The organism is Ensifer adhaerens (assembly GCF_002007205.1).
GTDB lineage: Bacteria > Pseudomonadota > Alphaproteobacteria > Rhizobiales > Rhizobiaceae > Ensifer > Ensifer adhaerens_D.
In genome coordinates this window covers 212340-237266 of record NZ_LAZS01000011.1, presented here as the reverse complement: position 1 = coordinate 237266, position 24927 = coordinate 212340, and the positions used below count along the sequence as shown (strand labels likewise).

Annotated in this window: 25 protein-coding genes; 9 read left to right on the top strand and 16 right to left on the bottom strand. The window is 61.9% G+C overall.

Annotation, left to right across the window (positions count from 1 at the left end):
- The first annotated feature begins 204 nt into the window (after positions 1–204).
- Together XB14_RS24700 and XB14_RS24695 are read left to right on the top strand one after the other, a co-directional pair.
- Positions 205–1056: an ATP-binding protein gene (locus XB14_RS24700; RefSeq protein WP_077965304.1), complete on the top strand. Its 852-nt coding sequence runs from the start codon at positions 205–207 to the stop codon at positions 1054–1056.
- A gap of 258 nt (positions 1057–1314) precedes the next feature.
- Positions 1315–2226 (top strand): NAD-dependent epimerase/dehydratase family protein, encoded by a 912-nt coding sequence (locus XB14_RS24695; protein ID WP_077965298.1) that lies wholly within the window; start codon positions 1315–1317, stop codon positions 2224–2226.
- Between the two features lie 327 nt (positions 2227–2553).
- Here XB14_RS24695 and XB14_RS24690 read toward each other — a convergent pair whose 3' ends face one another.
- The gene (locus XB14_RS24690; protein WP_077965296.1) at positions 2554–2964 is read right to left on the bottom strand and encodes a tautomerase family protein; all 411 of its coding nucleotides are present in this window, start codon (positions 2962–2964) and stop codon (positions 2554–2556) included.
- A 109-nt stretch (positions 2965–3073) separates the two neighbouring features.
- Here XB14_RS24690 and XB14_RS24685 point away from each other — a divergent pair, with 109 nt between their 5' ends.
- A complete protein-coding gene (locus XB14_RS24685) occupies positions 3074–3937 on the top strand; it encodes a LysR substrate-binding domain-containing protein (RefSeq protein WP_077965294.1) in 864 nt (287 codons plus the stop codon).
- 134 nt (positions 3938–4071) lie between these two features.
- On the opposite strand, the gene XB14_RS24680 is transcribed toward XB14_RS24685, so the two are convergent.
- A complete protein-coding gene (locus XB14_RS24680; protein WP_077965292.1) occupies positions 4072–4821 on the bottom strand; it encodes an SDR family oxidoreductase in 750 nt (249 codons plus the stop codon).
- 350 nt (positions 4822–5171) lie between these two features.
- Here XB14_RS24680 and XB14_RS24675 point away from each other — a divergent pair, with 350 nt between their 5' ends.
- Positions 5172–6230 (top strand): GNAT family N-acetyltransferase, encoded by a 1059-nt coding sequence (locus XB14_RS24675; RefSeq protein WP_077965290.1) that lies wholly within the window; start codon positions 5172–5174, stop codon positions 6228–6230.
- Positions 6231–6305: 75 nt separating this feature from the next.
- Here XB14_RS24675 and XB14_RS24670 read toward each other — a convergent pair whose 3' ends face one another.
- From XB14_RS24670 to XB14_RS24660, 3 genes are all read right to left on the bottom strand, one after another.
- The gene (locus XB14_RS24670) at positions 6306–7085 is read right to left on the bottom strand and encodes an ABC transporter substrate-binding protein (RefSeq protein ID WP_077965288.1); all 780 of its coding nucleotides are present in this window, start codon (positions 7083–7085) and stop codon (positions 6306–6308) included.
- Positions 7086–7213: 128 nt separating this feature from the next.
- Entirely contained in the window at positions 7214–7609 is a 396-nt protein-coding gene (locus XB14_RS24665) for a VOC family protein (protein ID WP_077965279.1), read from the bottom strand.
- Positions 7610–7691: 82 nt separating this feature from the next.
- Positions 7692–8600 (bottom strand): DMT family transporter, encoded by a 909-nt coding sequence (locus tag XB14_RS24660; protein WP_077965447.1) that lies wholly within the window; start codon positions 8598–8600, stop codon positions 7692–7694.
- 452 nt (positions 8601–9052) lie between these two features.
- Here XB14_RS24660 and XB14_RS24655 point away from each other — a divergent pair, with 452 nt between their 5' ends.
- Positions 9053–10156, top strand: coding sequence for a DUF475 domain-containing protein (locus tag XB14_RS24655; RefSeq protein WP_077965277.1), 1104 nt, complete (start codon positions 9053–9055; stop codon positions 10154–10156).
- A 478-nt stretch (positions 10157–10634) separates the two neighbouring features.
- On the opposite strand, the gene XB14_RS24650 is transcribed toward XB14_RS24655, so the two are convergent.
- The 5 genes from XB14_RS24650 to XB14_RS24635 form a co-directional block, all read right to left on the bottom strand.
- Positions 10635–10802: a hypothetical protein gene (locus XB14_RS24650; RefSeq protein WP_179119648.1), complete on the bottom strand. Its 168-nt coding sequence runs from the start codon at positions 10800–10802 to the stop codon at positions 10635–10637.
- 289 nt (positions 10803–11091) lie between these two features.
- Positions 11092–11259: a hypothetical protein gene (locus tag XB14_RS32805; protein WP_089045897.1), complete on the bottom strand. Its 168-nt coding sequence runs from the start codon at positions 11257–11259 to the stop codon at positions 11092–11094.
- A gap of 159 nt (positions 11260–11418) precedes the next feature.
- A complete protein-coding gene (locus tag XB14_RS24645; protein WP_077965272.1) occupies positions 11419–12936 on the bottom strand; it encodes a tripartite tricarboxylate transporter permease in 1518 nt (505 codons plus the stop codon).
- A gap of 14 nt (positions 12937–12950) precedes the next feature.
- On the bottom strand, positions 12951–13442 hold the full coding sequence (locus XB14_RS24640; RefSeq protein WP_077965270.1) for a tripartite tricarboxylate transporter TctB family protein: 492 nt from the start codon (positions 13440–13442) through the stop codon (positions 12951–12953).
- The gene (locus tag XB14_RS24635; protein ID WP_077965268.1) at positions 13439–14383 is read right to left on the bottom strand and encodes a Bug family tripartite tricarboxylate transporter substrate binding protein; all 945 of its coding nucleotides are present in this window, start codon (positions 14381–14383) and stop codon (positions 13439–13441) included. Before XB14_RS24635 ends, XB14_RS24640 begins: the two co-directional genes overlap by 4 nt.
- 461 nt (positions 14384–14844) lie before the next feature.
- On the opposite strand from XB14_RS24635, the gene XB14_RS24630 reads away from it, so the two are divergent.
- Positions 14845–15294, top strand: a complete 450-nt coding sequence (locus XB14_RS24630; RefSeq protein WP_077965445.1) for a DUF1801 domain-containing protein — start codon at positions 14845–14847, stop codon at positions 15292–15294.
- Positions 15295–15319: 25 nt separating this feature from the next.
- Here XB14_RS24630 and XB14_RS24625 read toward each other — a convergent pair whose 3' ends face one another.
- Complete coding sequence (locus XB14_RS24625) at positions 15320–16387, bottom strand: ABC transporter substrate-binding protein (protein WP_077965266.1); 1068 nt, start codon at positions 16385–16387, stop codon at positions 15320–15322.
- 77 nt (positions 16388–16464) lie between these two features.
- Here XB14_RS24625 and XB14_RS24620 point away from each other — a divergent pair, with 77 nt between their 5' ends.
- Positions 16465–17142 carry a response regulator transcription factor gene (locus tag XB14_RS24620; RefSeq protein WP_077965264.1) on the top strand — a complete coding sequence of 226 codons (678 nt, stop codon included), beginning with the start codon at positions 16465–16467 and terminating at the stop codon, positions 17140–17142.
- Positions 17139–18518: a sensor histidine kinase gene (locus tag XB14_RS24615; RefSeq protein ID WP_077965262.1), complete on the top strand. Its 1380-nt coding sequence runs from the start codon at positions 17139–17141 to the stop codon at positions 18516–18518. The genes XB14_RS24620 and XB14_RS24615 overlap by 4 nt, the downstream gene beginning before the upstream one ends.
- A 190-nt stretch (positions 18519–18708) precedes the next feature.
- On the opposite strand, the gene XB14_RS24610 is transcribed toward XB14_RS24615, so the two are convergent.
- Positions 18709–18927, bottom strand: a complete 219-nt coding sequence (locus XB14_RS24610) for a hypothetical protein (RefSeq protein ID WP_077965259.1) — start codon at positions 18925–18927, stop codon at positions 18709–18711.
- 125 nt (positions 18928–19052) lie between these two features.
- Positions 19053–21002 (bottom strand): hypothetical protein, encoded by a 1950-nt coding sequence (locus XB14_RS24605; RefSeq protein WP_077965257.1) that lies wholly within the window; start codon positions 21000–21002, stop codon positions 19053–19055.
- Positions 21003–21332: 330 nt separating this feature from the next.
- Between XB14_RS24605 and XB14_RS24600 the strand changes: the two genes are divergently transcribed.
- Positions 21333–21779 (top strand): GNAT family N-acetyltransferase, encoded by a 447-nt coding sequence (locus XB14_RS24600; RefSeq protein WP_234804137.1) that lies wholly within the window; start codon positions 21333–21335, stop codon positions 21777–21779.
- A 92-nt stretch (positions 21780–21871) separates the two neighbouring features.
- Here the strand turns inward: XB14_RS24600 and XB14_RS33795 are convergent, their stop codons facing one another.
- The 3 genes from XB14_RS33795 to XB14_RS24590 form a co-directional block, all read right to left on the bottom strand.
- Positions 21872–21994 (bottom strand): hypothetical protein, encoded by a 123-nt coding sequence (locus tag XB14_RS33795; RefSeq protein WP_268802306.1) that lies wholly within the window; start codon positions 21992–21994, stop codon positions 21872–21874.
- Positions 21995–22209: 215 nt separating this feature from the next.
- On the bottom strand, positions 22210–23235 hold the full coding sequence (locus XB14_RS24595) for an ABC transporter permease (protein ID WP_077965248.1): 1026 nt from the start codon (positions 23233–23235) through the stop codon (positions 22210–22212).
- Positions 23236–23269: 34 nt separating this feature from the next.
- Positions 23270–24811 carry a sugar ABC transporter ATP-binding protein gene (locus XB14_RS24590; protein WP_077965246.1) on the bottom strand — a complete coding sequence of 514 codons (1542 nt, stop codon included), beginning with the start codon at positions 24809–24811 and terminating at the stop codon, positions 23270–23272.
- Positions 24812–24927: the final 116 nt, after the last annotated feature.

Here is a 24927-nt window from a genome sequence, read left to right as displayed (position 1 = left end):
TTATTCCTGCATTATTTTCGAATATATTGAAATTAACTGTTGTCGTTTTCAGATTTTGGGAGCCGATGGCGGCCAGTTTTACCTCGGGATTACTGTAGCGGGCACTGAACCCCTGTCTGGAAAGATAGGCGGAAGGCTGTATGACCGTTGCCGCACGAACCTTGGTACGCGGGCCGCAGGCAAAATTTTACAGGTTGTCAGACCATGGTGATGAGCGCCCGGCAGTTTTATTCAGGAAGTGACGGCTCGACGGATTGCGTCCGGGAGTCGGAGTTCTTTGCAAAGCTGAAGATGCGAAACGGCACCTTCAAACTCACGCAGCCGTCGCGCTTTCGCGAACTGGAAACCGCATTCCGGCCCGTGCTTTCGCAGCGGGCTACACAGTTGCGGGAGGTGCTCGATGTCGGTGTTTCGACCGGCGTCACCACGGTGGAGCTTCTCCGGTACCTGGAAACCTGCGGGTCGAAGCCGAAGATCACGGCCACCGACCTCTTCATCGACGCGCATATCGTCGACATGGCGCCGGGCGTTCGCGTTCTTGCGGATCCGGAAGGCTGGCCGTTGCAGTACGACGTTGCCGGTCTTGCGATCCGGCCCTGGATCCGGCGGCTGGACTATGTGTCGCTTGCCTTCATCCCGCGAAAATTCGCGAAAGCCATGCTGCAGCCGTGCCTGCGCGCGCGGATACGCAGCGGAAGAAGCGAGCCGGTGCAGATGATCACCCGGTCGTTGTCGAGTGGTGATTCCATCGCGTTTGTGGAGGATGACATCATGCGGCGTGCGCCAGGCTTCGCCGGTCGTTTCGATCTCGTCCGAGCCGCGAACATTCTCAACAAGAGCTATTTTTCCAACGCGCAAATCCGGGTGGCCGTGTCCAATATTCGCGCCTACCTCAACGGCCCCGGCAGTCTTCTGATTGTCACCCGGACGAACGAGAAGGGCGAAAATGGGGGCACCCTTTTCGAGGTGGGCGCCGACGGGACGTTCACGGTGCTGATGCGCGTCGGATCCGGATCCGAAGTCGAAGACCTGATCCTTGCTTGTCCGGCGCCTTGAGGCGAGCGGCGGCTCGATCGGTCTTGCCTGTCTCAGCCTTCTTCTTCCAAACGGCAAGGCCTTTGCGAAACGGTAAACCCGGTCGCCGGAGCCTTGACGCCGTCCGGGCGACAGGGAAGATTGCGACCCAGACGGATGGCCCGGTCACGGATGCGCTTGGCTGATGCCGGCTGCGCTCCACGGCCGGCGGCTCGGGAATCCATTCCACATAGATCCAGGCGCCTCCGCTCGCGATGAGGTGTTGCGAGGGAAAACGGCTTGAAACGGATACTGGTTACCGGCGGAGCCGGATTCATTGGCGCGCACCTGGCCCGCCGGCTGGTGCAGGCCGGCCATGAAGTGACCATCCTCGATGACCTGAGTTCCGGGACACGCGAAAACGTGCCGGAGACTGCGACCTTCATCGAGGGGTCGGTGCTCGACCGCGATGCCGTACGTCGCGCGCTCGCCGATGTCGACGCGTGCATACATCTGGCGGCGGTCTCCTCGGTGGAGCGGTGCAAGCGGCAACTGACGTCGTCGCACGCAGTCAACATAACGGGGTTCCTCACGATCATCGAGGAGCTTGCCCATTCCCGAGCGGACCTTCCGCTTGTCTACGCCTCGTCGGCGGCGGTCTACGGGGCGAGCCAGGAGTTGCCGCTCTCGGAGGCCGGCCGCTGTACTCCGCTCTCGCCTTACGGTGCGGACAAGCTTTCCTGCGAACTCCACGCGCGCACAGCCTACGAAGTCTACGGCATATCGAGCCTGGGCCTGCGTTTTTTCAACGTGTACGGGCCGGGACAGGATCCATCATCTCCCTATTCCGGCGTGATCGCGAAGTTTGCCGAACGCCTGGAGCGCGGCGAAAACATCACGATCCATGGAGATGGTGGCCAGACCCGCGATTTCGTGCATGTTGACGACGTTGTGGAAGCACTGCTCCACGCGATCGGCCGCTGGGATACCGGCGCGCGCATCGTCAACGTTTGCAGCGGGGTCGAAACATCGATCAGCGATCTCGCCCGGATCATGATCGAGGAAACCGGCAGCCGCTCGGATATCACCCATGTGGCCGGCCTGCTTGGTGAAGTCAGGCGCTCGCGGGGTTGCGTGCAGGCACTCCATGCAAAACTCGACTATCGCTGCGCAACCGACCTTCGAGCCGGGCTTGCGCGACTGTTGCGGTAAGCTCGACGGCGAAGCGGCCTCCGGGTGACGACGTTTGCCGGCTGCCGAGAGGGGGCGATGACGCCGCTGGCAACCGATTGCCGGCGGACCAGCGCGGCCACTTTCGTTTGCGAAGGCCTTTGCGCTCAACTTCCACGAAGGGACGCCGGCCCAGGCGGGAATTGTCAACGGATGCGCCCATCGGGGCCGCCTCCCGCCGGAGCACTCAGCGGCTCGACGACATAGCGCGCTGAGCCGACGGGTGGAGGAAGGAAGCGGCCCCGCCATGTCTTCGAACGCTCCCCGATCGCGCCGAGGGCAAGCGGCGTGACGTGGCGCCCGAAGGTTTCAGGTGCCGGATTTGAGCTTGCTGCTGATGTAGCGGAACTCCTGCGTCTTGCCGCCATAACCATAGGCAGCGGCCGAAACCTCGTGGACGAGGACATAGCTCTCGTGGTGCAACTTTCCGAGCAACTGTTCAAAGCGGCCGAAGATGGCTTCGAGATAGGCGGCCATTTCCTGCTTGGTGTTGGTCCCGTCGACGACCTTGATGTCGAGCCAGAAGCTGTTGGCATTCTGTTCGGCAAGTGACGTTCCACCGGCGAACCAATGCTCGGGATCCGCGTAGGTGACGACGATCGCCGTGATCGTCGGGTCCTTGCGCAGATGAGCTGCCGTCAGTTCGCTGACCGCGGCGGCGATCCGCGACGAGAGGGCTGGGTCCGGCTTGCCGCTGACGGTGACGTTGATGATGGGCATTGGTGGTTCCTTTCGGGTTTCCTGTTTGTTGTGTGAGCCCAATCTGCCACCCGTTAAGATTAGATAAAAACGAATTGTTTTGCATTTATAATTCGATTAAAATGAAGTTATGCAATCCTTCGACCCCGACCTGCTTCGTACTTTTCTCGCCTTTGCCGAGAGTGGCTCTCTTGCGAACGCGGCCGCGACCGTGGGGCGGACCCCTTCGGCGGTCACCGCCCAGATGCAGCGCCTGGAGACGATGATCGGTGAACCGCTTCTCGCGCCTTCGGGCAGGGGGCGAATTCTGACGCCGGCCGGCGAGGAGCTGGTCATTCACGCGCGGCGAATTCTCGAGGTCCACAGGGATGCGTGGCTGAGCCTCAAGGGCGCCAGCACCGACGGCCGCCTGGCACTTGGCTGCACCCAGGATTTTGCCGACAGCAACCTGCCGGATCTCTTGCGTCACTTCGGCCGTACCCATCCGCGGGTGCGGTTGGATCTCAGGGTCGGCCGGTCCCGCGAACTGACGTCCGCTTACGATCGGGGACTGATCGAGGTGCTGATCGTCATGCGGGAGGGACCGACGCCTGACGAGCTCGCCATTTTGCGCGAACCCATGCTCTGGCTATCGGCAGCGGATGCTTCATCGATGGCGGACGGCGAACTGCCGATTGCGGTACTGGACCCGCCTTGCGGCTTTCGCGCGGCCGCGACGGCAGCACTTGACGAGGCGGGGCGTCGCTATCGCATCGCGGCGACAAGCCCAAGCCTTTCCGGTCTGCGTGCGGCGGTGCGAAGCGGTATTGCCGTCACTGCGCGCACAGCACGTTTCCTTGGAGAGGGGGTGGCGGTCGCGCCGCGGGCGCTGTCGCTGCCGGCATTGCCGAATGCGGAATTCTGCCTGCGGCTGAAGGCAAAAGCCGACAAGCCGGCGTCGAGCCTGGCGACGCTGCTTGCCGAGGGGTTGCCTGCCGGTTCCGAACGGCGGTGATGACGAGACGCCCAAAGACTGCGCCGCGGTCGCGTCGATCTGTTTCGTCGATGTTCCGCCTCCGACCGCACCTCGCGCCGGGGATATTCCGAAAGCGCCCCAAAAGCGCAGAGCGAGTCTGCCGCTAAGGATGCCTACATCTGCGCGGTCATGCCGCCGTCTACCGTCACGGTGATGCCATTGACGAAGCTCGCGGCCGGCGATGCCAGGAACAAGGCGGCGGGTGCGATCTCCTCCGGCCGGCCCCAGCGCTTCAAGGGAATCCGGACATCAACGAAGGCCTGCAGTGCCGGATCGGCGGCGAGTGCCGCATTGGTCTCGGTCGCAAACCAGCCGGGCGCGATCGCATTGACCGTCAGCGTCGCCGATCCAAGCTCTACCGCCAGCGAACGGGTGAGGGCATCAAGCCCACCCTTGGCCGCGGTATAGGCGGGATCGCCGGGCCGCGCGACCGAGGCGGCGATCGAGGTGACGAAGATCAGCCGGCCGGCAGAGGAACGGCGGAGATAGGGCAGTGCCGCCCGTGCCATGGCATAGGCGGCCGTCAGGTCCGTGTTGACGAGGGCAGCAAAGGAAGCGGGGTCCATGACGTCGGTGCCGCGCCGGTCCCGCTCGCCGACCGCGTGAAGAAGGATGTCGAGCCGGCCAGTCCTGCCTGCAGCGGCAGCGACGATCTTTTCCGCTTCGGTTGAAACATCGCCGGGCACGATGTCGAGTGCGACGCCGTCGGAGGCGGCCTGATGCCGCGCTGTTTCCAGTGCCGCCGGATTGCGCCCATTGATCGCGACGGCAGCCCCGGCCCGTGCGAGCGCCTTTGCCATCTCAAGGCCAAGCCCGCGGCCGCCGCCCGTCACCAACGCCGTCATTCCGCTAAGGTCGAACATATCGGTCTCCGATGCTTTCCGCCGATTCCGGGCTGACGCTACACCAAATCCTAGCAGGAGAGCTTTAGCGCCTGTCGTTGCAGCCGCCAATGGCGCAAGCGTACCGGACCGCGGGCCATCCTGATGCAGTTACCGTAAAGCGCTTGTGCTGCACGGCCCGGCTGTCTAGTCCGTCGAGTGCAATCGCGCCAGATCCGGGGTGCATGGGAAGAGAGAGGTAGCAAGATGACAGTGTCCAACACCGCGCGCCGGTCGGTTGAAGCCGGTCTGAAACGGGACGACCTGCTCGTCTCTTCTCTTTCTTCTGGCGGCAGGGATGGGATATCCCGCCGCAACAGGATTGCATTTTCATGTTTCTACTCGAACAGGCGGCCTATCCGGCTGCTCAAGCCCTCCTAAAGGACCTTTCCTCCACGCATGTGGCCATCGCCGCCGTGCTCGACGGCACGATCGACGGCGAAGTCTGGATCGACCGTCCGGTGGATACACGCGTCGCGCTGCTGGCAAATGGCGATGCCTATTATCTGGCGGGGTTGCCCGACCAGGCTACCGATAGCTTTGCCGACTTGAAGGAACTGATCCCTGCCTGGGCGTATCTCTTCGTCGAGGACCGTTGGTCCGATCGCCTCGGCGACATCTGGTCCAATGCCTTTGCGCTCCCGCATCCGCGCGTGCGGCTGGGCTTGTCAGGCGCAAGTCATCGCCCTGCGGCGACGGCATTGCCTGAAGGCTTTCGTCTCGCGCCCATTGATCAACGCCTGCTCGATCTCGATCCCGGCAATATCGAGACGGTGACGGACCTCATGGAAGGGTGGGCTTCGGCCGAGCTCTTCCTGGAAAACGCCATCGGCTTTTGTGTGCTTTACGACGGGTCCATCGTCAGCCATTGCGCAACCGACAGCGTCAGCGGCTCGCGTTGCGAACTGGGCGTCGGAACGGAACACGGCTATCGGCGCCTCGGGCTTGCCAAGGTAGCAGCCATGGCGACGATTGCGGAATGCACCAAGCGCGGACGGCCGGATATCGAATGGCATACGCACGCCTCGAACAAGGGTTCGATCGCGATCGCCAAGAGCTGCGGCCTCACCGAACTCGACAGACATGTCGCCTTTAGCGGCAACCTGCCGGCGGAGAACATCGGCGATCTCGATCCTGCCACCTGCCGCGAATGGGGGCTGCATCTGGAGCGGGCGAGCGATCACATCAGCTGGTATCGCTTTCATGCGACCGGGGCCTGGACCCTGGCCGGCGACCGCACGCGGGCGCTCGTCAATCTCCGCCAGCTCGTTGACGGCGGCTGGGAAGGCGAGGCCGAGTGGCTCGAAGGCTACTGGGCCGTTCAATCGCTCGTCGACGATCCCGAATTCAAGGCGATCGTGGCGCAGCAGCGCGCCATGAAGGAAGCCTAGCCCAAAACAAGCCGGCCGCGCCCATGGGGCGCGGCCGGTCTTCCGAAGGGGCCGTGTCGCCCGGCCATCCAGGCGTCACTTCATCGTATAGACGTCGATGGTGAAGTACTTGTCGTTGATCTTCTTGTAGGTGCCGTCGGCGCGGATTTCATCGAGCGCCTTGTTCAGCCGCTCGCGCAGGTCGTTGTCCTCCTGGCGCACCGCAATGCCGACGCCTTCGCCGACGAACTTCTTGTCGGTGATCGGTTCGCCGATCAGTTCGCAGCAGCTCTTGCCGTCGGCATTTTTCGTCACCCAGTCAAGCAGCGGCAGCATATCGCCCACCTGAAGGTCGAGGCGTCCGTTGACCATGTCGAGGTTTGCCTCGTCCTGGGTCGGGTAAAGCTTGATTTCCGCGTCGGGATAGCTGGCGGTGATGTAGTCGGCCTGGGTGGTGCCAGATTGGGCGCCGATCACCTTGCCCTTAAGCGCCTCATTGGTGAACGCGGTAAAGCCGGCTCCCTTCGGGGCGGCATGGGTCATGGCTGCAAGATAGTAGGGATTGGTGAAGGCGACCTGCTTCTTGCGTTCCTCCGTGATGAACATGGAGGCGATGATCAGGTCGTATTTCTTGGCGATCAGGCCTGGAATGATGCCGTCCCAGTCCTGGGCGACCACTTCGCATTCGACCTTCATGCGCTCGCAAAGCGCAAGTCCGATATCCACGTCGAAGCCGCCGATCTTGCCGGCGGGATCGATAAAATTGAAGGGCGGGTAGGCGCCTTCCGTGCCGATCTTGATCTTTTCGGCGGCCTGGGCCGACACGGCGGCTGTCGCCATCATGGCGAACACTGCTGCTGCGATATGTTTCTTCATTCGCGTTCCCCTTGTTGTGCATCATTCTTGATGCTTCCAGGGAAGACTAAGTCGCGCTTGCCTATAAGCGAAATAGATAGACGCGATAATCGGTATTGTTTTGGTTGATTGGCCTGGTCAGCGCAGTGTCACTTGTAGCGACCATGGCGCTGCAGCACCTCGACCTTGTAGCCGTCGGGATCGACTAGAAAGAAGAAGCGTGCAAGCAGAGCACCATCGCGATTGAACGCGACGATCTTTCCCGGATTAAGGCCAGCGTCCGTGAGCCGCTGGTGCTCGGCGTCGAGGTCGTCGACCGACAGCGCCAGATGCCCATAGCCATCACCGAGCGCATAGGGCTCGCTGCGGTCCTTGTTGACCGTCAGCTCGAGCTCGAATTCGCTTTCCGCGTTGCTGAGGTAGATGAGCACGAAGGTTTCGAAGTCCAGCCGCTCCGCGATCTCGAGCCCAAAGGCTGCACGATAGAAATCGACCGATCGTTTCTCGTCGAGAACGCGGATCATCGAATGAATCGCCTTGGCCACCTCAATCTCCTTCAACCTTGGACGTCGGCGGCGTAGCAGAGTGTCGCCGATGATGGAACCCCCGCCCGGCGACCGAGGAGGATTAGGCTCTTGCGCTCCGGTTCTTCAACTGCTGTTCGCGGAAGAAGATGAAAAGGCCGGAGGCGACGATCAACGCCGCGCCGATGAGCACGGTTGGACGGGGCGTATCCCCGAAGAAGAACCAGCCGAAGACGACGGCCCAGAAGAGCAGCGTGTATTGCAGCGGAACGACGGTGGCCGCATCGGCGAGCTTGAGCGAGCGGTTGACGAGGATATGCGCGAGCATCGCGACGATGCCGAGCATGCCTAGCTGCAACAGCGCCTCGCCATCGACCGGCGCCCAGCCGGAGGGATTGGCGGCAACGCCGACGAGCGAGAAGATCAGCGCGCCGACGATCTGCCAGAAAACCAGCGTCGTGTCGGGTGTGGAGCGAAGCGTGCGGCCGAGCATGAGGGCAAAGGCAAAGGCCGTGCTGCCGGCAAGCGCGATCAGCGCCGGTAGGCCGAGGCTCTCCTTGGACGGTTCGAGCGCGATCAATACGCCGGCAAAGCCGATGAGGATCGCCGTCCAGCGCCGCCAGCCGACCTTCTCGCCAAGCAAGAACGGCGAGGCTGCAGCGACGTAGATCGGCGCGGCCAGCCAGTAGGTCATGGTATCGGCAAGCGGCATGTAGGCGACCGCGAAATAGAAAGCGGAGGCGTCGATGGCAAAGAGCAGCGAGCGCAAGGCCTGAAGGCCGGGACGTTCGACCCGGAACATCGAACGCAGGCCGCGCCTGAGAATGAAGGGCGACAGGAACAACAGCGCCGCAACGCTCCGGATCACCATCAGCTGGCTGACGGAGTAGGTCGCCACCAGCCATTTGCCCATGACGTCGTTCAGCGAAAACATCAGCATGCCCAAGAGCATGATGAGAACGCCTGTCCGGGCGGCATTCGGGGCGGTTACGGGGGCGGTGATCACGGTCATATCAGGGCCTTCGATGAGTTGCGCAGGCCATGCCACATTCGGTGCCGCCGATCCATTGCTGTCTGCAAATGGAACCATAAGTTTTGCGAATGAATCGACGCCGGCGCGCGCGACGGAGCCGTAGCAAGACAGAACGCCGTAACAACCGCTTGGTGATCATCGGACAAAGCGAAGAGTGGCCCTCTTGACGTTCCGCCCGGCGCTGCTAATTAGACAGTCGTCCCGCCCTCCAGACATCGGATCGCGGGGAACACTGGTGCCGGGCCCCTCTGGCGAGAGTTTTTACGGCGCTCTCGTGATGTCGGTACCGCCAGCAAATTAGCCGGCGGATTAGCTCCCATGAAAACTGATCTCATGCCTTACGCATGTGCCCCTTCGGCCGTGCGCATTTCCGTTTTGAAACCCCATTTCTTCACCGAATCCGGTGTCGTCAGAGCGAAAGAGGCCCGTCGATGAACCAGCCTCAATCGCATTCGAGCGCGCTCGGCTATTTCACCTGGGCCTTCATTGTCACTGCGGTCGGCCTTGTGCTCGGCGCCTGGCTCGGCTGGCAGTCGACCGGCACGATCGGTGGCATGGCCTCGGTCTTCTTCATCTGCACCGTGCTTGCGGTGCTGGAAATCTCGCTGTCCTTCGACAACGCCATCGTCAATGCCAACAAGCTCAAGGACATGACGCCCGAGTGGCAGCATCGCTTCCTGACCTGGGGCATCATCATCGCCGTTTTCGGCATGCGTATCGTCTTCCCGCTTCTGATCGTCGTTATCGCAGCGAAGATCGGCCCGATCGAAGCGATCGTTCTGGCGGCAAGCAAGCCCGAAGAATATGCGCGCATCATGAACGACGCGCACCTACCGATCGCGGCCTTCGGCGGCACCTTCTTGATGATGGTCGGTCTCACCTACTTCTTCGACCATGAGAAGGATGTGCACTGGATCAAGTGGGTCGAGACCAAGATGGCGCGCTTTGCGACCATCAAGGGCATCGAGATCGCCTTCGTGCTGGCTCTCATCCTCGGCTTCTCCACCCTGCTCGATCCGGCTGACGTGCACACCTTCGTCTATTCGGGGATCTATGGTCTGCTGACGTTCCTCGTGGTTGAGGTGGTCGGTGGCCTGCTCGATGCGCAGCAGGAAACCATGAGTGCGGCGGCAAAGGGCGGCTTCGGCGCCTTCCTTTATCTCGAAGTGCTCGACGCCAGCTTCTCGTTCGACGGCGTCATCGGCGCCTTCGCGCTGACGCAGAACCTCTTCATCATCGCGATCGGCCTCGGCATCGGCGCCATGTATGTGCGCTCGATGACGATCATGCTGGTGGAAAAGGGAACGCTCAACGAATACCGCTACCTGGAACACGGCGCGTTCTACGCGATCCTGATCCTCTCGGTCGTCATGTACTTCCAGACCCTGGTCCACATTCCGGAAGTCATCACCGGCCTTGGTGGCGCGGCCCTCATCGGCATCTCGCTCTGGTCGTCGATCCGCTACAACAAGCGGGAACGCGAAGAAGAGCTTGCCGGCGCGCACCAGGAAGAGCAGGCCCGGGTCGAAGCCTAAGCGGCGGCGTATACCCCATCAAATCGGAAACGGCCCGGCGGAAACGCCGGGCCGTTTTTCGTTGGGCCGGCATTAACCGCCTCGAATTGCCAAACGGCTTGACGCACGGGATAAAGTCCGAAGGCTGGTGGGCGATCTGAAGAACCTGCTCGATGAGCTTTAAAGGACGCGTGCCCATCGTCTGCTGACCGCGGAAATCAATTGGTCGCCGGGCCTGCTACGGTGGTCTTCAGCGCCCTCAAGTGCATGTCGTGCAGGAAGGAACAGTGCTGCCGCGTCGTCTTCTTGCTGACGCGTGGAGGCTACGCGGCCATCGATGCCGAGGTATCCTGGTCCCGCGTCCCTGCAACGCGGTCTCGAGATTTTCCTTCGGCAAGGGGCGCTAGCGCCGAATGCGCAAACGGCCCGGTGATCTCTGGGATCCCGAGCCGTTTTCATCCTTGGGAGGATAAGGCGCCCCTTGGGGCGCTAGAATTCGTTAGCCGCGGCGCGTATCCGGGAAGTTTGCCGGGTCGATCCCTAGCGTACGCAGGTCGCTTGCCTTCGGGCGGCGGTGACCTTCGACAGCGGCGGCGGCAGCGCTGGCAGCGCCGAGAACTGCGAAGGCGCGGCCGATGAAACCCTTGTGGTAAGTTGTGATAGCCATCGTCTTGCTCGCTTTCATTTTCTATTCGATGAGCAAAAGATGGGGGTTCGCCGGTCATATTGCAATGCACAATCAAGCACGTCAGCCATGCAAACCGAGCAAGCCCTGCAGACTTTGATGCGGGCAAGCGCCGGGCCTCCACTCTTTTGGTTCGGGCTGCTAACAGGACGGGCGCGGTGCCCGGATATTGCCGGGTACCAGAAAAAAAAAGCGCGGCTCGGCGGTCTTTCGACCCCGAGCCGTTTTTCATCCTTGGGAGGATAAGGCGCCCCTGGGGCGCTGGAATTCGTTAGCCGCGGCGCGTGTCCGGGAAGTTCGCCGGGTCAATGCCCAGCGTACGCAGATCGCTTGCCTTCGGACGGCGGTGACCTTCGACAGCGGCGGCGGCAGCGCTAGCAGCGCCGAGAACTGCGAAGGCGCGGCCGATGAAACCCTTGTGGTAAGTTGTGGTAGCCATCGTCTTGCTCGCTTTCGTTTTCTATTCGATGAGCAAAAGATGGGGGTTCGTCGGTCATATTGCAATGCACAATTGGACACCCCAGCCATGCAACGGAAGCAGGCCCGGCCGGTGATCAAACCGGCCGGGCCTGCGGATAGGCCTTGGGAGGAGGCGCTATTAGTCTTCGTTCGCTGCGAGCTGCGAAAGAACCTCGCCACGACCGCGCGCCCGCAGGATCAGCGGCACGATCAGCGCAGCGGCGGCGATGAGCAACAGCACGGCTGCGATCGGCGAGGTGAACAGGACCGAGTAGTCCCCCTGGCTGATCGCGAGCGCACGGCGCAGCTGCTGTTCGGCGAGCGGACCGAGGATCAGGCCGACGACCACAGGGGCGATCGGATATCCGAAGATGCGCATGGCGTAGCCGAGCAGGCCGAAGGCGAGCAGCATGCCGAGTTCGTAGACCGACGGGTTGGCGCCGATGGTGCCGAGGGTGGCGAACAGCAGGATGCCAGCATAGAGCCACGGCTTCGGAACGGTCAGCAGCTTCACCCAAAGACCGATCAGCGGCAGGTTCAGGACCAGCAGCATGAAGTTAGCGATCAGCAGGCTGGCGATCAGGCCCCAGACGAGCTGCGGATTGGTCGCAAAAAGCAGCGGGCCGGGTTGGAGACCGTATTGCTGGAAGCCGGCAAGCATGATTGCCGCTGTCGCCGTGGTCGGCAGGCCAAGCGTCAGCAAGGGGACGAGCGTACCGGCGGCCGAGGCGTTGTTGGCCGCTTCCGGACCAGCAACACCTTCGATCGCGCCATTGCCGAACTCTTCCGGATGCTTGGTCAGGCGCTTTTCCGCGGCGTAGGACAGGAAGGTGCCGATCTCGGCGCCGCCGGCCGGCATTGCGCCGATCGGGAAGCCGATGAAGGTGCCGCGCAGCCACGCCTTCCAGGAGCGCGCCCAGTCCGCCGCACTCATCCAGACCGAACCACGCACTGCCTCGACCTTGTCGGGGCCTTTGTCGCCCTGAGCGGCGATGTAGAGCGTCTCGCCGATGGCGAACATGGCAACGGCCAGTGTCGTTACCTCGATGCCGTCAAGCAGTTCCGGAACGCCGAAGGAAAGGCGCGCCTGGCCGGTCAACTGGTCGATGCCGACGACCGAAAGCGCCAGGCCGATGAACAGCGACGTCAGGCCGCGAAGGGTGGAATCGCCGAAAGCGGAGGAAACGGTGACAAAAGCGAGAACCATCAGCGCGAAGTATTCGCGCGGGCCGAAGACCAGGGCCAGCTTGACGATATAGGGCGCGATGAAGGCGAGACCGAGCGTGGCAATCAGGCCGGCGACGAAGGAACCGATCGCAGCCGTCGCCAAGGCGGGGCCGCCGCGGCCGGCACGCGCCATCTTGTTGCCCTCGAGTGCGGTCACGATCGAGGCGCTTTCGCCAGGCGTATTCAGGAGGATCGAGGTGGTCGAACCGCCGTACATTCCACCGTAATAGATACCGGCGAACATGATCAGCGAACCACCGGGATCGAGGCGATAGGTGACCGGCAGCAGGAGCGCCACGGTCAGCGCCGGGCCGATGCCGGGCAGCACGCCGACGGCTGTGCCCAGCGTCACGCCGATCAGCGCGTAGAGCAGGTTCATCGGTTGCGCAGCAACCAGCAATCCCTGCATCAGGAATTCAAAAGTAGCCATGGTCGTCGGCCCTCTTAGAAGAACAGGCGTTCAAGCGGCCCGGCGGGCAGCGACAGTTGCAAGAGCTTGGCGAAGATCACCCACACGGCGAAACAGAGAACGATGCCGAGAGGGAGAGAGAACCAGAGCTTACGCTTGCCGAAACCACGTGCGGTCAACGCGAACAGAATGCCGGTGGCGATCGAGAAGCCTGCGATGTTGAGCAGCAGCATCTGGGCGGCAAGGCCACCGACGATCCAGATGACCGGCGCGACTTCCTGGCGCTCGCGCTCGGGAAAATCGCCGCGAAACGCTTCGATCGCGGTCCAGACCGCAAGGCCCAAAAGACAGCAGGCGATCGCATAGGGGACCGTCGTCGGTCCGACCTGGGAGTAGCCGGCAGCGCCGGTCAGGCGCGACACATCCCAGAAAATGAGTCCAGCGATAGCGGCGAGAACCGCCGCGATGAAGAGCGCCGCCCGATCCGGGCGACGCGTTGCACTTGAAGGGTGATGCCCCTTGGTCATTTCACCAGTCCAATGTCCTTGAGAACGCCTTCGGTTGCCGCAACATCCTTGTCGAGCTGGGTGTTGAAGGCGTCACCGGCGAGATAGCTGTCCTGCCAACCCTTGGTCTTCAGCACTTCCTGCCAGCCAGCGGACTTGGCGAGTTTCTCGATGTCGGCCGAAACGGCGGCCTTCTGCTCGTCCGAGAGACCAGGAGCAGCTGCAACCATGCGCCAGTTTTCAACGACCACGTCGAGACCGGATTCCTTCAGCGTCGGAGCATCGACGCCGGCGATGCGCTCGGCGCTGGAGACGGCGATCAGGCGAAGCGTGCCGGCCTTGACCTGCGATTCGAATTCGCCGTAGCCCGAGACGCCTGCGGTAACCTGGCTGCCGAGGATAGCGGCAAGCGCTTCACCGCCGCCGGAATAGGCGATGTAGTTGATCTTGGTCGGGTCGACACCGGCAGCCTTGGCGATCAGGCCAACGGCAATGTGGTCGGTACCGCCGGCCGAGCCGCCTGCCCAGGACACGGCGCCCGGATCCTTCTTCAGGGCTTCGACGAGGTCGCCCATGGTCTTGATCTCGGACGAGGCCGGAACGACGACGGCTTCGTATTCGCCGGTCAGGCGAGCGATCGGCGTGACGTCCTTGAGGGTGACCGGGGACTTGTTGGTGAGGATCGCACCGACCATGACGTAGCCGCCGACGATCAGGGCGTTCGGGTTGCCCTTCTGCTGGCTTGCGAACTGGGCGAGACCGATGGTGCCGCCGGCGCCCGGTACGTTCTGAACCTGAACGTTGCCGGAGATGCCTTCCTGCTGCATGACCGTCTGCAGCGAACGGGCCGTCTGGTCCCAGCCGCCGCCCGGGTTTGCCGGAGCGATGATTGTGTAGTCAGCGGCAACCGCCGGGAGCGACATGGCGCCGGCGAGAATCGTTGCGAGGAAAATATGTTTCAAGGTCAGTCCTCCGTGAGGCGCGTTTTCACCGCGCACGTTGTTGCTGTGTGCGAACGGGAAGACGGCGACGGGCTCTTTCGACCCTTATCGCTTGACCGGATTGGTGGCTTCCTCCCAGTACGCAACCGGCGTCCCGCCTCCACGGGTGCCAGTGACCTTAAGCCACCATAGAAAGCTGACATTTAGCTGACATCAAGCCCCGAATGCGAAAAACCTGCCGCACCGTTTACGGAATCTTAGGTTCTCGCATGCGGTGACCGGCAATGTTGCCTGTCCGCTGCGCCCAAAGTGAGCGAGCCCGGCAACCGGATTTCACGGCGGAACCACGAATCGCGATTCCGATATTGCCGCCAGCCGGGTCGGGCCTAGGTAGATGAAGTGGCGCCGACACGGCGAAGACAGGTTTGCGCCGGCTCGACCTGAAGGCGAGCTCGGAGAAGGATGACGGGAGAGTGAAGACGATGGCGAAAGCGACGACCAAGGCTAAGAACAACGATGCGGCGAAGGACGCCTCTTCCGCCTCCGGGCAGATCGATGCGAGGATCGCGGAACTCGGAGACTGGCGCGGAGAGACGCTCGCGCGGATCCGCAAGCTGATCAGGGAAGCCGATCCTGACGTCGTCGAGGAGTGGAAATGGCGGGGCGTTCCAGTCTGGGAACATGCCGGCATCATCTGTACCGGCGAAACCTACAAGGCGGTTGTAAAGATGACCTTTGCCAAAGGAGCCGCGCTGGAAGATCCGGCCGGTCTTTTCAATTCCAGTCTCGAAGGCAATGTCCGGCGCGCCATCGATATTCGTGAAGGCGAGGCGATCGATGAAGAGGCGCTGAAGGCGCTGGTTCTTGCCGCTGTGGAGCTGAACCTTTCCGCGCAGGCCTCACGTTCCGGGCGCTCCCGGAAGAAGGCCTGACGCCGCGCCCTCTGCCCCACCGTCGTCAATGGAGCCGCAGCACCTCGTTCCATTTCGCGATGAGCCGTGAGCGCTTGACCTGATCGAGATAGACCATCAGGCCCGGGCTCACCGGGACTGGGCGCAATTGGCCGCCAAGCATCTCCTGCATGGTGTTGGCGGTGTTCTCGCCGGCGACCTCGGGGCTGACGGCCGGGATCTGCAACTCCCGCGCCATGATCGTCTGGCCTTCCTTGGACATGAAGAATTCGAGGTAGCGTCGGCCGAGGTCGGGCGAGGCAGCGGCCTGCGGAACCAGACCGATGCGGGACATCACCACGGTGTAGTCCTTCGGCAGAACGATGCCCACATCCGGATGACGTGCCGCCCAGTCGGCCGCATAGGATCCGAGGATGTTATAGCCGAGCACGAAGCGTCCGTCGGCGACGCGCTCGAGGATTGCTTCGCTCGTCGAGTAGAGTTTGACGCCGGCCGCGCCCATGGCCTGAATGACGTCCCAGATATCGCCGAACTGTTCCTGGTCGCGCGACATGAAGAGGAAGCCGACGCCGGACCGCTCGATGTCGTAGGTGCCGATCCTGCCGAAGACGGCCGCCCCCTGGCGCTTCAGATAATCGACAAATTCGGCGCGCGTCGATGGCGGCTTTTCCTTGGCGAAGCTTGGCTTGTGGTAGACAAAGACCGCGGGCTCGAAGGTGAGCGCATAAGCCGTGTTGCGCCAGTTGGCCCAGGCCGGCCAACGGTCGCTCATCGGCAGATCGCTGCGCTGGGCGTATCCGTCGTTGCTGAGCTTGACTTGCAGGTCCATGGCGGAAGAAAAGGCAAAGTCTGCCGTCTTCATTCCGGCGTCGGTCTCCTTGATGATGCGATCGTAGATTTCTCCGGTCAGCATGTCCTCATAACGCACGGCGACATCCGGATTGGCCCGCTGGAAACCGATGATCATCGGTTTTGCCAGGGGCTCGTCGAGCGAGGAATAGACGACCAGGGTGCGCGCATCCGGTTTGCCAGAAAGAGACGGGAATATGATTGGGGCCGCCAGGAGCAACTGGGGACAAAGGGCGAAAAAAAGAAAAGAAATCAAGAACTGCATGAATCCACAATGCCTCAGTGGCGCACCGTTCACAAGCAAGGCATCGGCGGATAAGGTGGTCGGGGGAGTGATGATAATTGCGTATCTTGCTTGTTGAGGACAACCAGGACCTAGCTGAGGGCCTGTCGGCCATCTTGCGTGGCGCGGGCTACGCCGTCGATGTCGTCAGCGACGGCGCGTCTGCGCATGCGGTGGCGGCAACCGAGACGTTCGACCTCGTCATTCTCGATCTTAACCTGCCGGAGATGGATGGCCTCGATGTGCTGAGGGCGATGCGCGCGCGGCAGAACCGCGCAGCGGTGCTGATCCTGACGGCAAGGGGTGCGCCTGAAGAGCGCATCAAGGGGCTCGATCTCGGCGCCGACGACTACATGATCAAGCCTTTTGACGTCGGCGAACTCGAAGCCCGCGTGCGCGTGCTTTTGCGCCGACAGGCGGGCCTCAGGGCCTCGACGGTCAGCTATGGCAGCGTTTCTCTCGATCTCAATACCCGCAGCTTCTCGTCCGGCGGTGCGCCGATCGAGATCCCGGCGCGCGAGCTCGGTCTTCTTGAACTCCTGTTCATGCGCGCCGGCAAGGTGGTCGCCAAGGATGCGATCATGCAGTCGCTGACCGGTTTCGACGACGACCTGAGCCCGAATGCGATCGAGCAATATGTCAGCCGGCTGCGCAAGCGGCTCGCGCCGCACGGACTGACCGTGCGCACCGCCCGCGGCATCGGCTACTATCTCGACAAGGCGGCCGGGCCGGAATGAGGGCGACGGTCTACTCCCTCCGCCGGCGCCTGCTCGGCTGGCTGCTGATCTCAACGGTGGTCATCGGGGTCATCGCGCTGACGGATACCTACCGCGAGGCGGTGACGACCGCCAACGTCGTCTCCGACCGCGTGCTTGCCGGCTCGGCGCTGGCGATCGCCGAGCGCGTGGTCGTGGCGGAGGACGGATCGCTCGAAGTCGATATCCCCTATGTCGCCCTGGAAATGCTGACCTCGGCCGCGCAGGACCGGGTGTTCTATCGCGTCGACGGGCCGCCCGGCCAGTTCATCACCGGCTACCAGACGCTGCCGTCACTGGCGGAGGAACCGGGAGCATCGACCACCTTTGCGGATTCGGTCTTCCGCGGCGAGCCGATCCGCATCGCCGCCCTTCGCCGCTCTGCCTCGACCGGCATCAATTCGGTGCCCTTCGTGGTCACGGTTGCCGAAACGACGATCGCGCGCCGGCACCTGGCGCAGACCATTCTCGTGCGCTCGGCGCTGCGCCTCGGCATGATGATCGCCGGTGCGGCCGTGATCGTCTGGATCGCTGTCACGTTTTCGTTGCGTCCGCTCTACAGGCTGGGCGACGCGATCTCGGAGCGCAGTCCGGACGACCTGCATCCGATCGGCGAGCGGGTTCCGAACGAGGTCCAGGGCCTCGTCGACACGGTCAATTCCTTCATGGGGCGCCTGCAGTCGGCGCTCGATGCGCTTCGCAACTTCACCGGCAATGCCAGCCACCAGTTGCGCACGCCGCTCGCCATCATCCGCACGCAACTCGCCCTGGCGCAACGCGCCGGCTCGATCGAGGAGACGCGAAGCGCGGTAAAGAAGGCCGACGAGGCGGTTGCCAATGCCGAGCGTATCCTGGGACAACTGCTGCTGATGGCGAAGATCGACGCGGCCGGCAAGGACGAGACCCGTTCGCTGGAGCGCGTCGATCTGGTCGAACTCGTGCGGGAGATTACGGCCGAACACGTGCCCGCGGCCGGGGACGCGGATATCGATCTCGGCTTTGACGGCGAGGGCGAGGCCTTCATCCGCGCAGAGCCGCTGCTTGTCGGTGAGATGCTCAAGAACCTGATCGGCAATGCGCTGATTTATGCCGGCCGAGGCGCGGAGGTGACGAGCCGCGTCTTTGCGCGGGACGGTTCGGTGTCGCTGGAAGTGGAGGACAACGGGCCGGGCATCCGGCCAGAATTGCGCGAGACGGTGCTCAGGCGTTTCGAGCGTGGCGGCAGCGAAGCGCCGGGCTCAGGGCTCGGCCTGCCGATCGTCGAGGAGATTGCCGAGCTTTACGGCGCGACGACCAGCCTCAGCGAGGGTGCAGATGGCTGTGGCCTCAAGGTAACCATCCTGTTCCCGGCGGCATAACGAGCCGTGGACGTTTTTCCTCAACGGCCCAACAGCCCGCGCATTTGGCAATCGGGCTGTCGTTTCCAAGGATTGGCGCCAGTCCGCAGGTCAAGACTTGGTTAGCGGGGACCGCAGTCGATGCGCGAGGCTGTCTGGATACGACAGCGCCGCGCATCAGGTCCGCCTTTAGGCGAGCAAGTCGTACTGGTTAGCCGTCGTAGTGGCCTGAGGACGCAGCCGCCGCGGACTTCACGACCACCGCCACGTTCACCCCTTTCGTCACGATCGCGCCGCTTGCGCGAAGATCCGTCACGGTCTTGAGCGCTCCCGTTTGAGGCGGGTCGAGAGGAACAACGCTGCGGGCATCCAAGTCGGCGACCCAGAGCCCTTCTTCACCTGCTATGCTGATAACCACAACTGTAGCCATTGGTTTACTTCCCCCTTTACGATTGCAGACGAGAATATTCCGGTTCCGTGCGAGGCCACGTGAAACAGAAAGATGTCATTGATTCAAAGCCTTAGGCGGTCTTTAGGAGTTCGGTCCAAGGCGTACTAAAAGCCTGCTTTCTTCAATCCCTCTCGGTAGAGATCTTTGTGCCACTGCTCCTTTGATGGAACCGCGGCCAACCATTGATCGACATCGAAAGCCGGGTTCGATTCGCGAACCCTGCGCACAAAAAACTGCGCCCGGTCGAGCTGGTCGAGCATGGCCCAGTTCGCAGCCGAAAGTCTGTCGGCCAGGCTCGGGTCCGCCATCTTGCTGATGTAATCCAGCGAGTCCTCGAACTTGCTGAGTGCATAGTTGGCCCCAGCTGCGGTCCAAAGATAGGCGTCCGGACTTATGGGATTAAGCTCGATTGCGCGCTCGATCTTCTCCAGGGCCACGGCAGGGCGAGAACAATGAACCATCGTATCGGCGTGGTCTGCTATGACGTCGGCATAGTGCGGCCCCAGGATTTCCGCCAGTTCCATGGCGCCGGCACTCTCGTCAAAAGCGCCCTGCAGCAGTTTGGCGACGCCGAACTCGCGATAGCCGTCCGCCAGATCCCCGCTTGCCTTCATGGCATGGGCCGCAGACGCCTCGGCCGCCTTCAGGAGATCGATGTTGCCACGCGCGGTCAACAGCCACTCTTTCGAATAGGTGCGGGCAACTGCGCTCAGCGCCGGCGCGAAATCGGGACTTGATTCCAGGACGGCTTTCATTTGTTCGCGCGCCAGGCGCAAATTCGGCAGCGTCAGCCGGCTGAGGTGTTGTTTGCCGACAAGATATCGGTGGTATGCAACCGGGTTCAGCTCAAGAAAAGCCCGCGTCGTTTCATGTCGTTCAATTTCGTTTGAGACGGATAGGGCGATGCGACGTGAAAGTGTGCGCCTATCGCGAACCAGATCAATCTGGCCAAGTCCAAATCTCGCGGCCCAGGTGATCTCATTGTCGGGAACGAAGACGAGTTGTGCGAACAACGTTACCTCGCCGCCAATGGTACTGATGCGGGTATCAAGCACATAGGTGACGGAATTGTTTTCGAAGAAGGAGACCTTGTCTTCCTGGTAGCGCCCAATTCGAATGGCTGAATGCGGCGCGATGACCTGCAGGCTGTTGAAGGCGCAAAAGCCGATCGTAATGTCCTCTATCAGGGAGGCGGCCATTACACCCGCTTCCGGACTGCTGGATTGATTTCGCGGAGGAAGCAGCACCAGCTTGGGGAACCTCGTCTTCGGCGCGACAGCAGGCTCGACGGCAAGATGGGCATCGTCAACGCCCTGAACGGTTGTGCCTGCCGCTACGCGCGCGGTGGCGTCTTCATGACGCTTGTCTACCGCCAGGTTCAGCGCGTCGATACCACGCGAGATCGCGGCGCGCCTTTGCTCGATAAGCTGCCTGAAATCCTCCACTTCCCTTTCCGCATTGAAGACCTTCAGGAGCAGCTGAAGGGTGTCAGGGTCGTAAGGCTCCGCGCGGAAGAGCAGCAAAGCTGCATCCTTCACGATCTCGTATTCGCTGGCCGTGCGAGCGATCCGAAACGCTGTCTCCATGGCATCCCTGAGAAGGGCCGTGTGCAAACCTTGCCGATTTGCAAGCCATTCGTAGTAGCGTCGGCTCTCGCAGGTCACCGCTCCCAGGAATGGCCTGCTCAGCAGTTCGCAGAGGTGTATCAGTCTCAAGAATGGCTCTGTCGGTTCGTCCTTCTCGAACGATAGGTCATCAAGCGACAGAGACGCCGGATCCACGTAGATCAGGTGCTTCGAGAAGGAAAGGAACTGGGCGCCAAGTTCTTCCTGACGCTGCCGAATTCGGGACACGGTCTTCCGCAAGGTCGAGAGCGAAACCGCATCGTCATCGTCGCCCCACAAGAACCTGGCCAGCGTCTGGCGATCGGCGCCATAGTTTTGGCAGGTCAGCAAGTAGGCAAGGATCAACATGCCCTTCTCGGGAAACGCAACCTGGCTCCCGCTCGGGTCGAGAAGTTTCAATCCGCCGAATGTGTGCAAACTGAAACCCATGCCGCCCCTTATGTCGCAAACGCAAACGGAAGGCACTCCGGTGAAGAGAACGCAACCGTATCAAGGTCCTGTCAGTTTGTGCCAGATTTGGTTGAAACTCAACTAGAAGGTCATATCAAATTCGGGTTGGGATTTCATGGCCTGGCTCGAACACCCCAGTTTTCATGGCCTTGATTGAAGTAGATTGGTTGCAAATTGATCGCGATGCGCCGTAGGATATGCAGGCCCAGTGCGAATATGCATCTTGTGGTTAGTGTCGTGGTGAGCCCAATGAACGCAGTGACCGTGTGCAGCCGGCTGTGCGTTGGGCAGGTGTTGGAAGGGGTTTGAGTGCAGTCAATTCCGATCGTGCCCCTGGGTGAGGCAAATCTCGAGGCGGCCGCGAATATTCTCTCTCGAGCCTACTCCGCGCCCCCGTGGAACGAAGACTGGTCAGTCGAGGCAGCCACGGAACGTGTTTCGCAGCTTTTGGCAGCCCCACGGCGTATTGCGGCCGCTGCGTGGGATGCGGCGCAACCTGTCGGATTTGCGATCGGCACATGGCGCCGCCACCATAAGGGCCGGTTGCTCTACGTCGAGGAGATTGCGGTCTTGCCGGAAGCTCAAGGGGCAGGGGTCGGGACCGCCCTGCTCGCCGCAATCACGGACGTCGCAAGAAAAGCAGGCTGTGAAAGGATTTGGTTGGTCTCACAGCGGGTTGGCAAGGTTTCCGAGTTCTACCGTCGCAACGGATTCGTCTCCAGCGACCATCTCGACGTGTATACCAAAATGTCTTGAGTACGATCGCAGAGGAGGCGACAAGAGCCGCTGCAAACCTCGTCCGGCAAGGTGTTGCCTTGCCTCTGTGGACGGGGTGAGCAGGCGTGTCTTTAGCGGCCGCGCTGGCCGAAGAGGGAAGCTGTCTCGCGGGTCTGTACCCGCAGCATCGCGTTCCAAAGCTGAAGAACGAAACGCGGCTGAAACTGGCTCGCAAGCTTGCGCTGCGACAACATGGGAAGTCTCCAATAGTTTTGAACGCCTGCCATATAGTGCATCGCCAAGGATTTTGCCAGAGCGCGTGCGCTGGGGCAGCCCTGCGCGCCAAGCATATGTGGAAAAACGCCTTGGGCGCATAAGAATAGCCTTCGCAGCAAAATAAAATGCCGGGATGACTTTCGTCATCCCGGCCAGTTGGCTTCACTGGGAGGAGAGTATTTCTTGTTAAGGATCAGGCCTTCTTGCGGTTCTTCTGTCGATAGACGTCGATGACGACGGCAGCGACGATGATCAGGCCCTTGACGATTTCCTGGTAGTAGGCGTCGACCCGAAGGAAGGTGAAGCCCGAGGTCATCACGCCGAGGATAATGGTGCCGATGACCGTGCCGGTGACCCGGCCGACGCCACCCGTCAGCGAGGTTCCGCCGATGACGGTCGCGGCGATCGCGTCCAGTTCGTACATCACGCCCATGCCAGCCTGTGCGGTCTGGGCGCGGGCGGCCGTGACGACGCCGGCAAGGCCAGCGAGCATGCCGGCGATCGCGTAGACCTTGATCAGGTGCGCTTCGACGTTGATACCTGAGACGCGGGCGGCCTGGACGTTGGCGCCGATCGCATAGGTGAACTTGCCATAGCGGGTGTAGCGCAGCGCGATGTGGAATATCAGCGCGACCACCAGGAAGACGACCACGGGCCAGATGCCGGTACCGATGAAGTTGAATTGGTCGGTAAGACCGGAAACCGGCTGCCCCTTGGTGTACCACTTGGAGATGCCGCGCGCCGACACCATCATGCCGAGCGTGGCGATGAAGGGCGGGATCTTCGTGCGGGCGATCAATTGGCCGTTGATGAAGCCGGCGAGCAGGCCGATGCCGATACCAAGCCCGATCGGGACGATCGCCGGCATGTCGGTGAGTGACGGATAGAGTGCGCGCGGCCAGGTGGAGGCCTGGGCGACGCTCGCCGAGATCATCGCCGTCATGCCGACGACGGAGCCCGAGGAGAGGTCGATGCCGCCGGTGATGATGACCTGGGTGACGCCGACGGCGATGATGCCGATCACCGAAACCTGCAGGATCATGATCGTCAGGCGCTGCGGGTTCATCAAAAAGCTCTGGCCGACGAAGATCCAGCCCAGCACCTCATAGACAAGCGCGATGCCGATCAGCACCAGGAAGATGTTGAATTCGGGGGGCAGGCGGCGCTTGGCGCCGGAAAGCTGCGTGCCCGCTCCCTGTGCAGCGATATTGGTGTCCATTTTCATTCCTCCCTTTCGTCGGGTGGCTCTTCGCTCAGCTCGCGGCGAGCTCCATGACCTTGATCTGGGTTGCTTCCGCCCTGTCGAGGAAGCCGGTGACGCGGCCCTCGTGCATGACCATGATGCGGTCGCTCATGCCGAGCACCTCTGGCATTTCCGAAGAAATCATGATGACGGCGACGCCGTTGCGGGCAAGTTCGGTGACGAGGCGGTGGATTTCCGCCTTGGCGCCGACATCGATGCCGCGTGTGGGTTCGTCGAGGATCAGGATGCGCGGATTGGTGAGCAGCCAGCGGCCGATGAGCACCTTCTGCTGGTTGCCGCCCGAGAGGTTTTCGATCCGCTCCTGCAGGTTGGGCGTCTTCACCCGCAGCTTGCGGCTCATCTCTTCGCAGGCGGCCGTGATCTGTTTTTCCGTGACAAACCCACCCTTGACGAAACGATCCTGGAGAACGGCGATCTGCATGTTTTCCAGAATGTCGAGGATCAGCAGACAGCCGGTATCTTTTCTGTCCTCGGTCAGGAACGCCATGCGGTTCCTGATCGCCGTGTTCGGGCTGTCGATCGAGAGCGTCTTGCCGTCGATCGAAATCGTGCCTGAGCTTGCCGGCGTCACGCCGAAGAGCGTTTCGGCGACGTTCGAGCGACCGGAGCCGACGAGGCCGGCGATGCCGAGGATTTCGCCGGCGCGCACATCGAAGGAGACGTCGCGGAAGACGCCGTTAAGCGCAAGGTTCTTCACCGACAGCACGACGTCGCCGATCGGGACTTCCTCCTTCGGGAACATCTGGGTGATTTCGCGGCCGACCATCATGCGGATGATGTCGTCGCGGGTGACCTCGCTCGACGCATGCGTGCCGATGAACTTGCCGTCGCGGAATACCGAGAACTCGTCGGCGATCTCGAACAGCTCGTTCATCTTGTGGGTGATGTAGACGATGCCGATGCCCTGTTCGCGCAGGTCACGAATGATCTCGAAGAGGTGAGCGACCTCGCGTTCGGTCAGCGCGGACGTCGGTTCGTCCATGATCAACACGTCGGATTCATAGGAAACCGCCTTGGCGATCTCGACCATCTGCCGGTTGGCAACCGAGAGATGACGCACCTCGATCTCAGGATCGATCTTGATCTTCAGGCGATCGAACAGCCGGGCGGTGATGCGGTTCATCTCGCCGTGATCGACGAAGCCGAAGCGGTTCTTCGGTTCGCGACGGATCCAGATGTTTTCCGCCACCGTCATGAACGGCATCAGGTTCAGTTCCTGATGGATCATGGCGATGCCGTTTTCGAGCGCATCGAGCGGCGACTTCAGCCGGATCTCGACACCCTTCAGCTTCACGTCGCCCTTGTCGGGCGTGTAGATGCCGGCGAGGATCTTCATCAGCGTCGACTTGCCGGCGCCGTTTTCGCCCATCAGCGCATGGACCGTGCCGCGCTTCAGCTTGAACTCGACATCGTCGAGCGCGACGACGCCGGGGAATTCCTTGCGAATGCCTTCCGCAGAAAGAAGATATTCGGCCTTGGGTACGGCGCCGCTGGCGCGCACGGCTGCCATCGTTGTCGGACTGAGCGTCATGTTCCTTGCCTCCCCGTCGTTTCCGGCTGTCGCGGAAAGTCCTCATCGCTGGCGGGTGACCAGCCTATTCTACCGCCTGCGGCATCCATTGGACGCAGACATTTGCGGTCGGACCT

Bases quoted from the DNA above. Each gene is read 5' to 3' on its own strand.
- XB14_RS24700 (WP_077965304.1), top strand. From the start codon at position 205: ATGGTGATGAGCGCCCGGCAGTTTTATTCAGGAAGTGACGGCTCGACG.
- XB14_RS24690 (WP_077965296.1), bottom strand. From the start codon at position 2,964: ATGCCCATCATCAACGTCACCGTCAGCGGCAAGCCGGACCCAGCCCTC.
- XB14_RS24685 (WP_077965294.1), top strand. From the start codon at position 3,074: ATGCAATCCTTCGACCCCGACCTGCTTCGTACTTTTCTCGCCTTTGCC.
- XB14_RS24680 (WP_077965292.1), bottom strand. From the start codon at position 4,821: ATGTTCGACCTTAGCGGAATGACGGCGTTGGTGACGGGCGGCGGCCGC.
- XB14_RS24675 (WP_077965290.1), top strand. From the start codon at position 5,172: ATGTTTCTACTCGAACAGGCGGCCTATCCGGCTGCTCAAGCCCTCCTA.
- XB14_RS24670 (WP_077965288.1), bottom strand. From the start codon at position 7,085: ATGAAGAAACATATCGCAGCAGCAGTGTTCGCCATGATGGCGACAGCC.
- XB14_RS24660 (WP_077965447.1), bottom strand. From the start codon at position 8,600: ATGACCGTGATCACCGCCCCCGTAACCGCCCCGAATGCCGCCCGGACA.
- XB14_RS24655 (WP_077965277.1), top strand. From the start codon at position 9,053: ATGAACCAGCCTCAATCGCATTCGAGCGCGCTCGGCTATTTCACCTGG.
- XB14_RS24650 (WP_179119648.1), bottom strand. From the start codon at position 10,802: ATGGCTATCACAACTTACCACAAGGGTTTCATCGGCCGCGCCTTCGCA.
- XB14_RS32805 (WP_089045897.1), bottom strand. From the start codon at position 11,259: ATGGCTACCACAACTTACCACAAGGGTTTCATCGGCCGCGCCTTCGCA.
- XB14_RS24645 (WP_077965272.1), bottom strand. From the start codon at position 12,936: ATGGCTACTTTTGAATTCCTGATGCAGGGATTGCTGGTTGCTGCGCAA.
- XB14_RS24640 (WP_077965270.1), bottom strand. From the start codon at position 13,442: ATGACCAAGGGGCATCACCCTTCAAGTGCAACGCGTCGCCCGGATCGG.
- XB14_RS24630 (WP_077965445.1), top strand. From the start codon at position 14,845: ATGGCGAAAGCGACGACCAAGGCTAAGAACAACGATGCGGCGAAGGAC.
- XB14_RS24625 (WP_077965266.1), bottom strand. From the start codon at position 16,387: ATGCAGTTCTTGATTTCTTTTCTTTTTTTCGCCCTTTGTCCCCAGTTG.
- XB14_RS24615 (WP_077965262.1), top strand. From the start codon at position 17,139: ATGAGGGCGACGGTCTACTCCCTCCGCCGGCGCCTGCTCGGCTGGCTG.
- XB14_RS24610 (WP_077965259.1), bottom strand. From the start codon at position 18,927: ATGGCTACAGTTGTGGTTATCAGCATAGCAGGTGAAGAAGGGCTCTGG.
- XB14_RS24605 (WP_077965257.1), bottom strand. From the start codon at position 21,002: ATGGGTTTCAGTTTGCACACATTCGGCGGATTGAAACTTCTCGACCCG.
- XB14_RS33795 (WP_268802306.1), bottom strand. From the start codon at position 21,994: ATGTTGTCGCAGCGCAAGCTTGCGAGCCAGTTTCAGCCGCGTTTCGTT.
- XB14_RS24595 (WP_077965248.1), bottom strand. From the start codon at position 23,235: ATGGACACCAATATCGCTGCACAGGGAGCGGGCACGCAGCTTTCCGGC.
- XB14_RS24590 (WP_077965246.1), bottom strand. From the start codon at position 24,811: ATGACGCTCAGTCCGACAACGATGGCAGCCGTGCGCGCCAGCGGCGCC.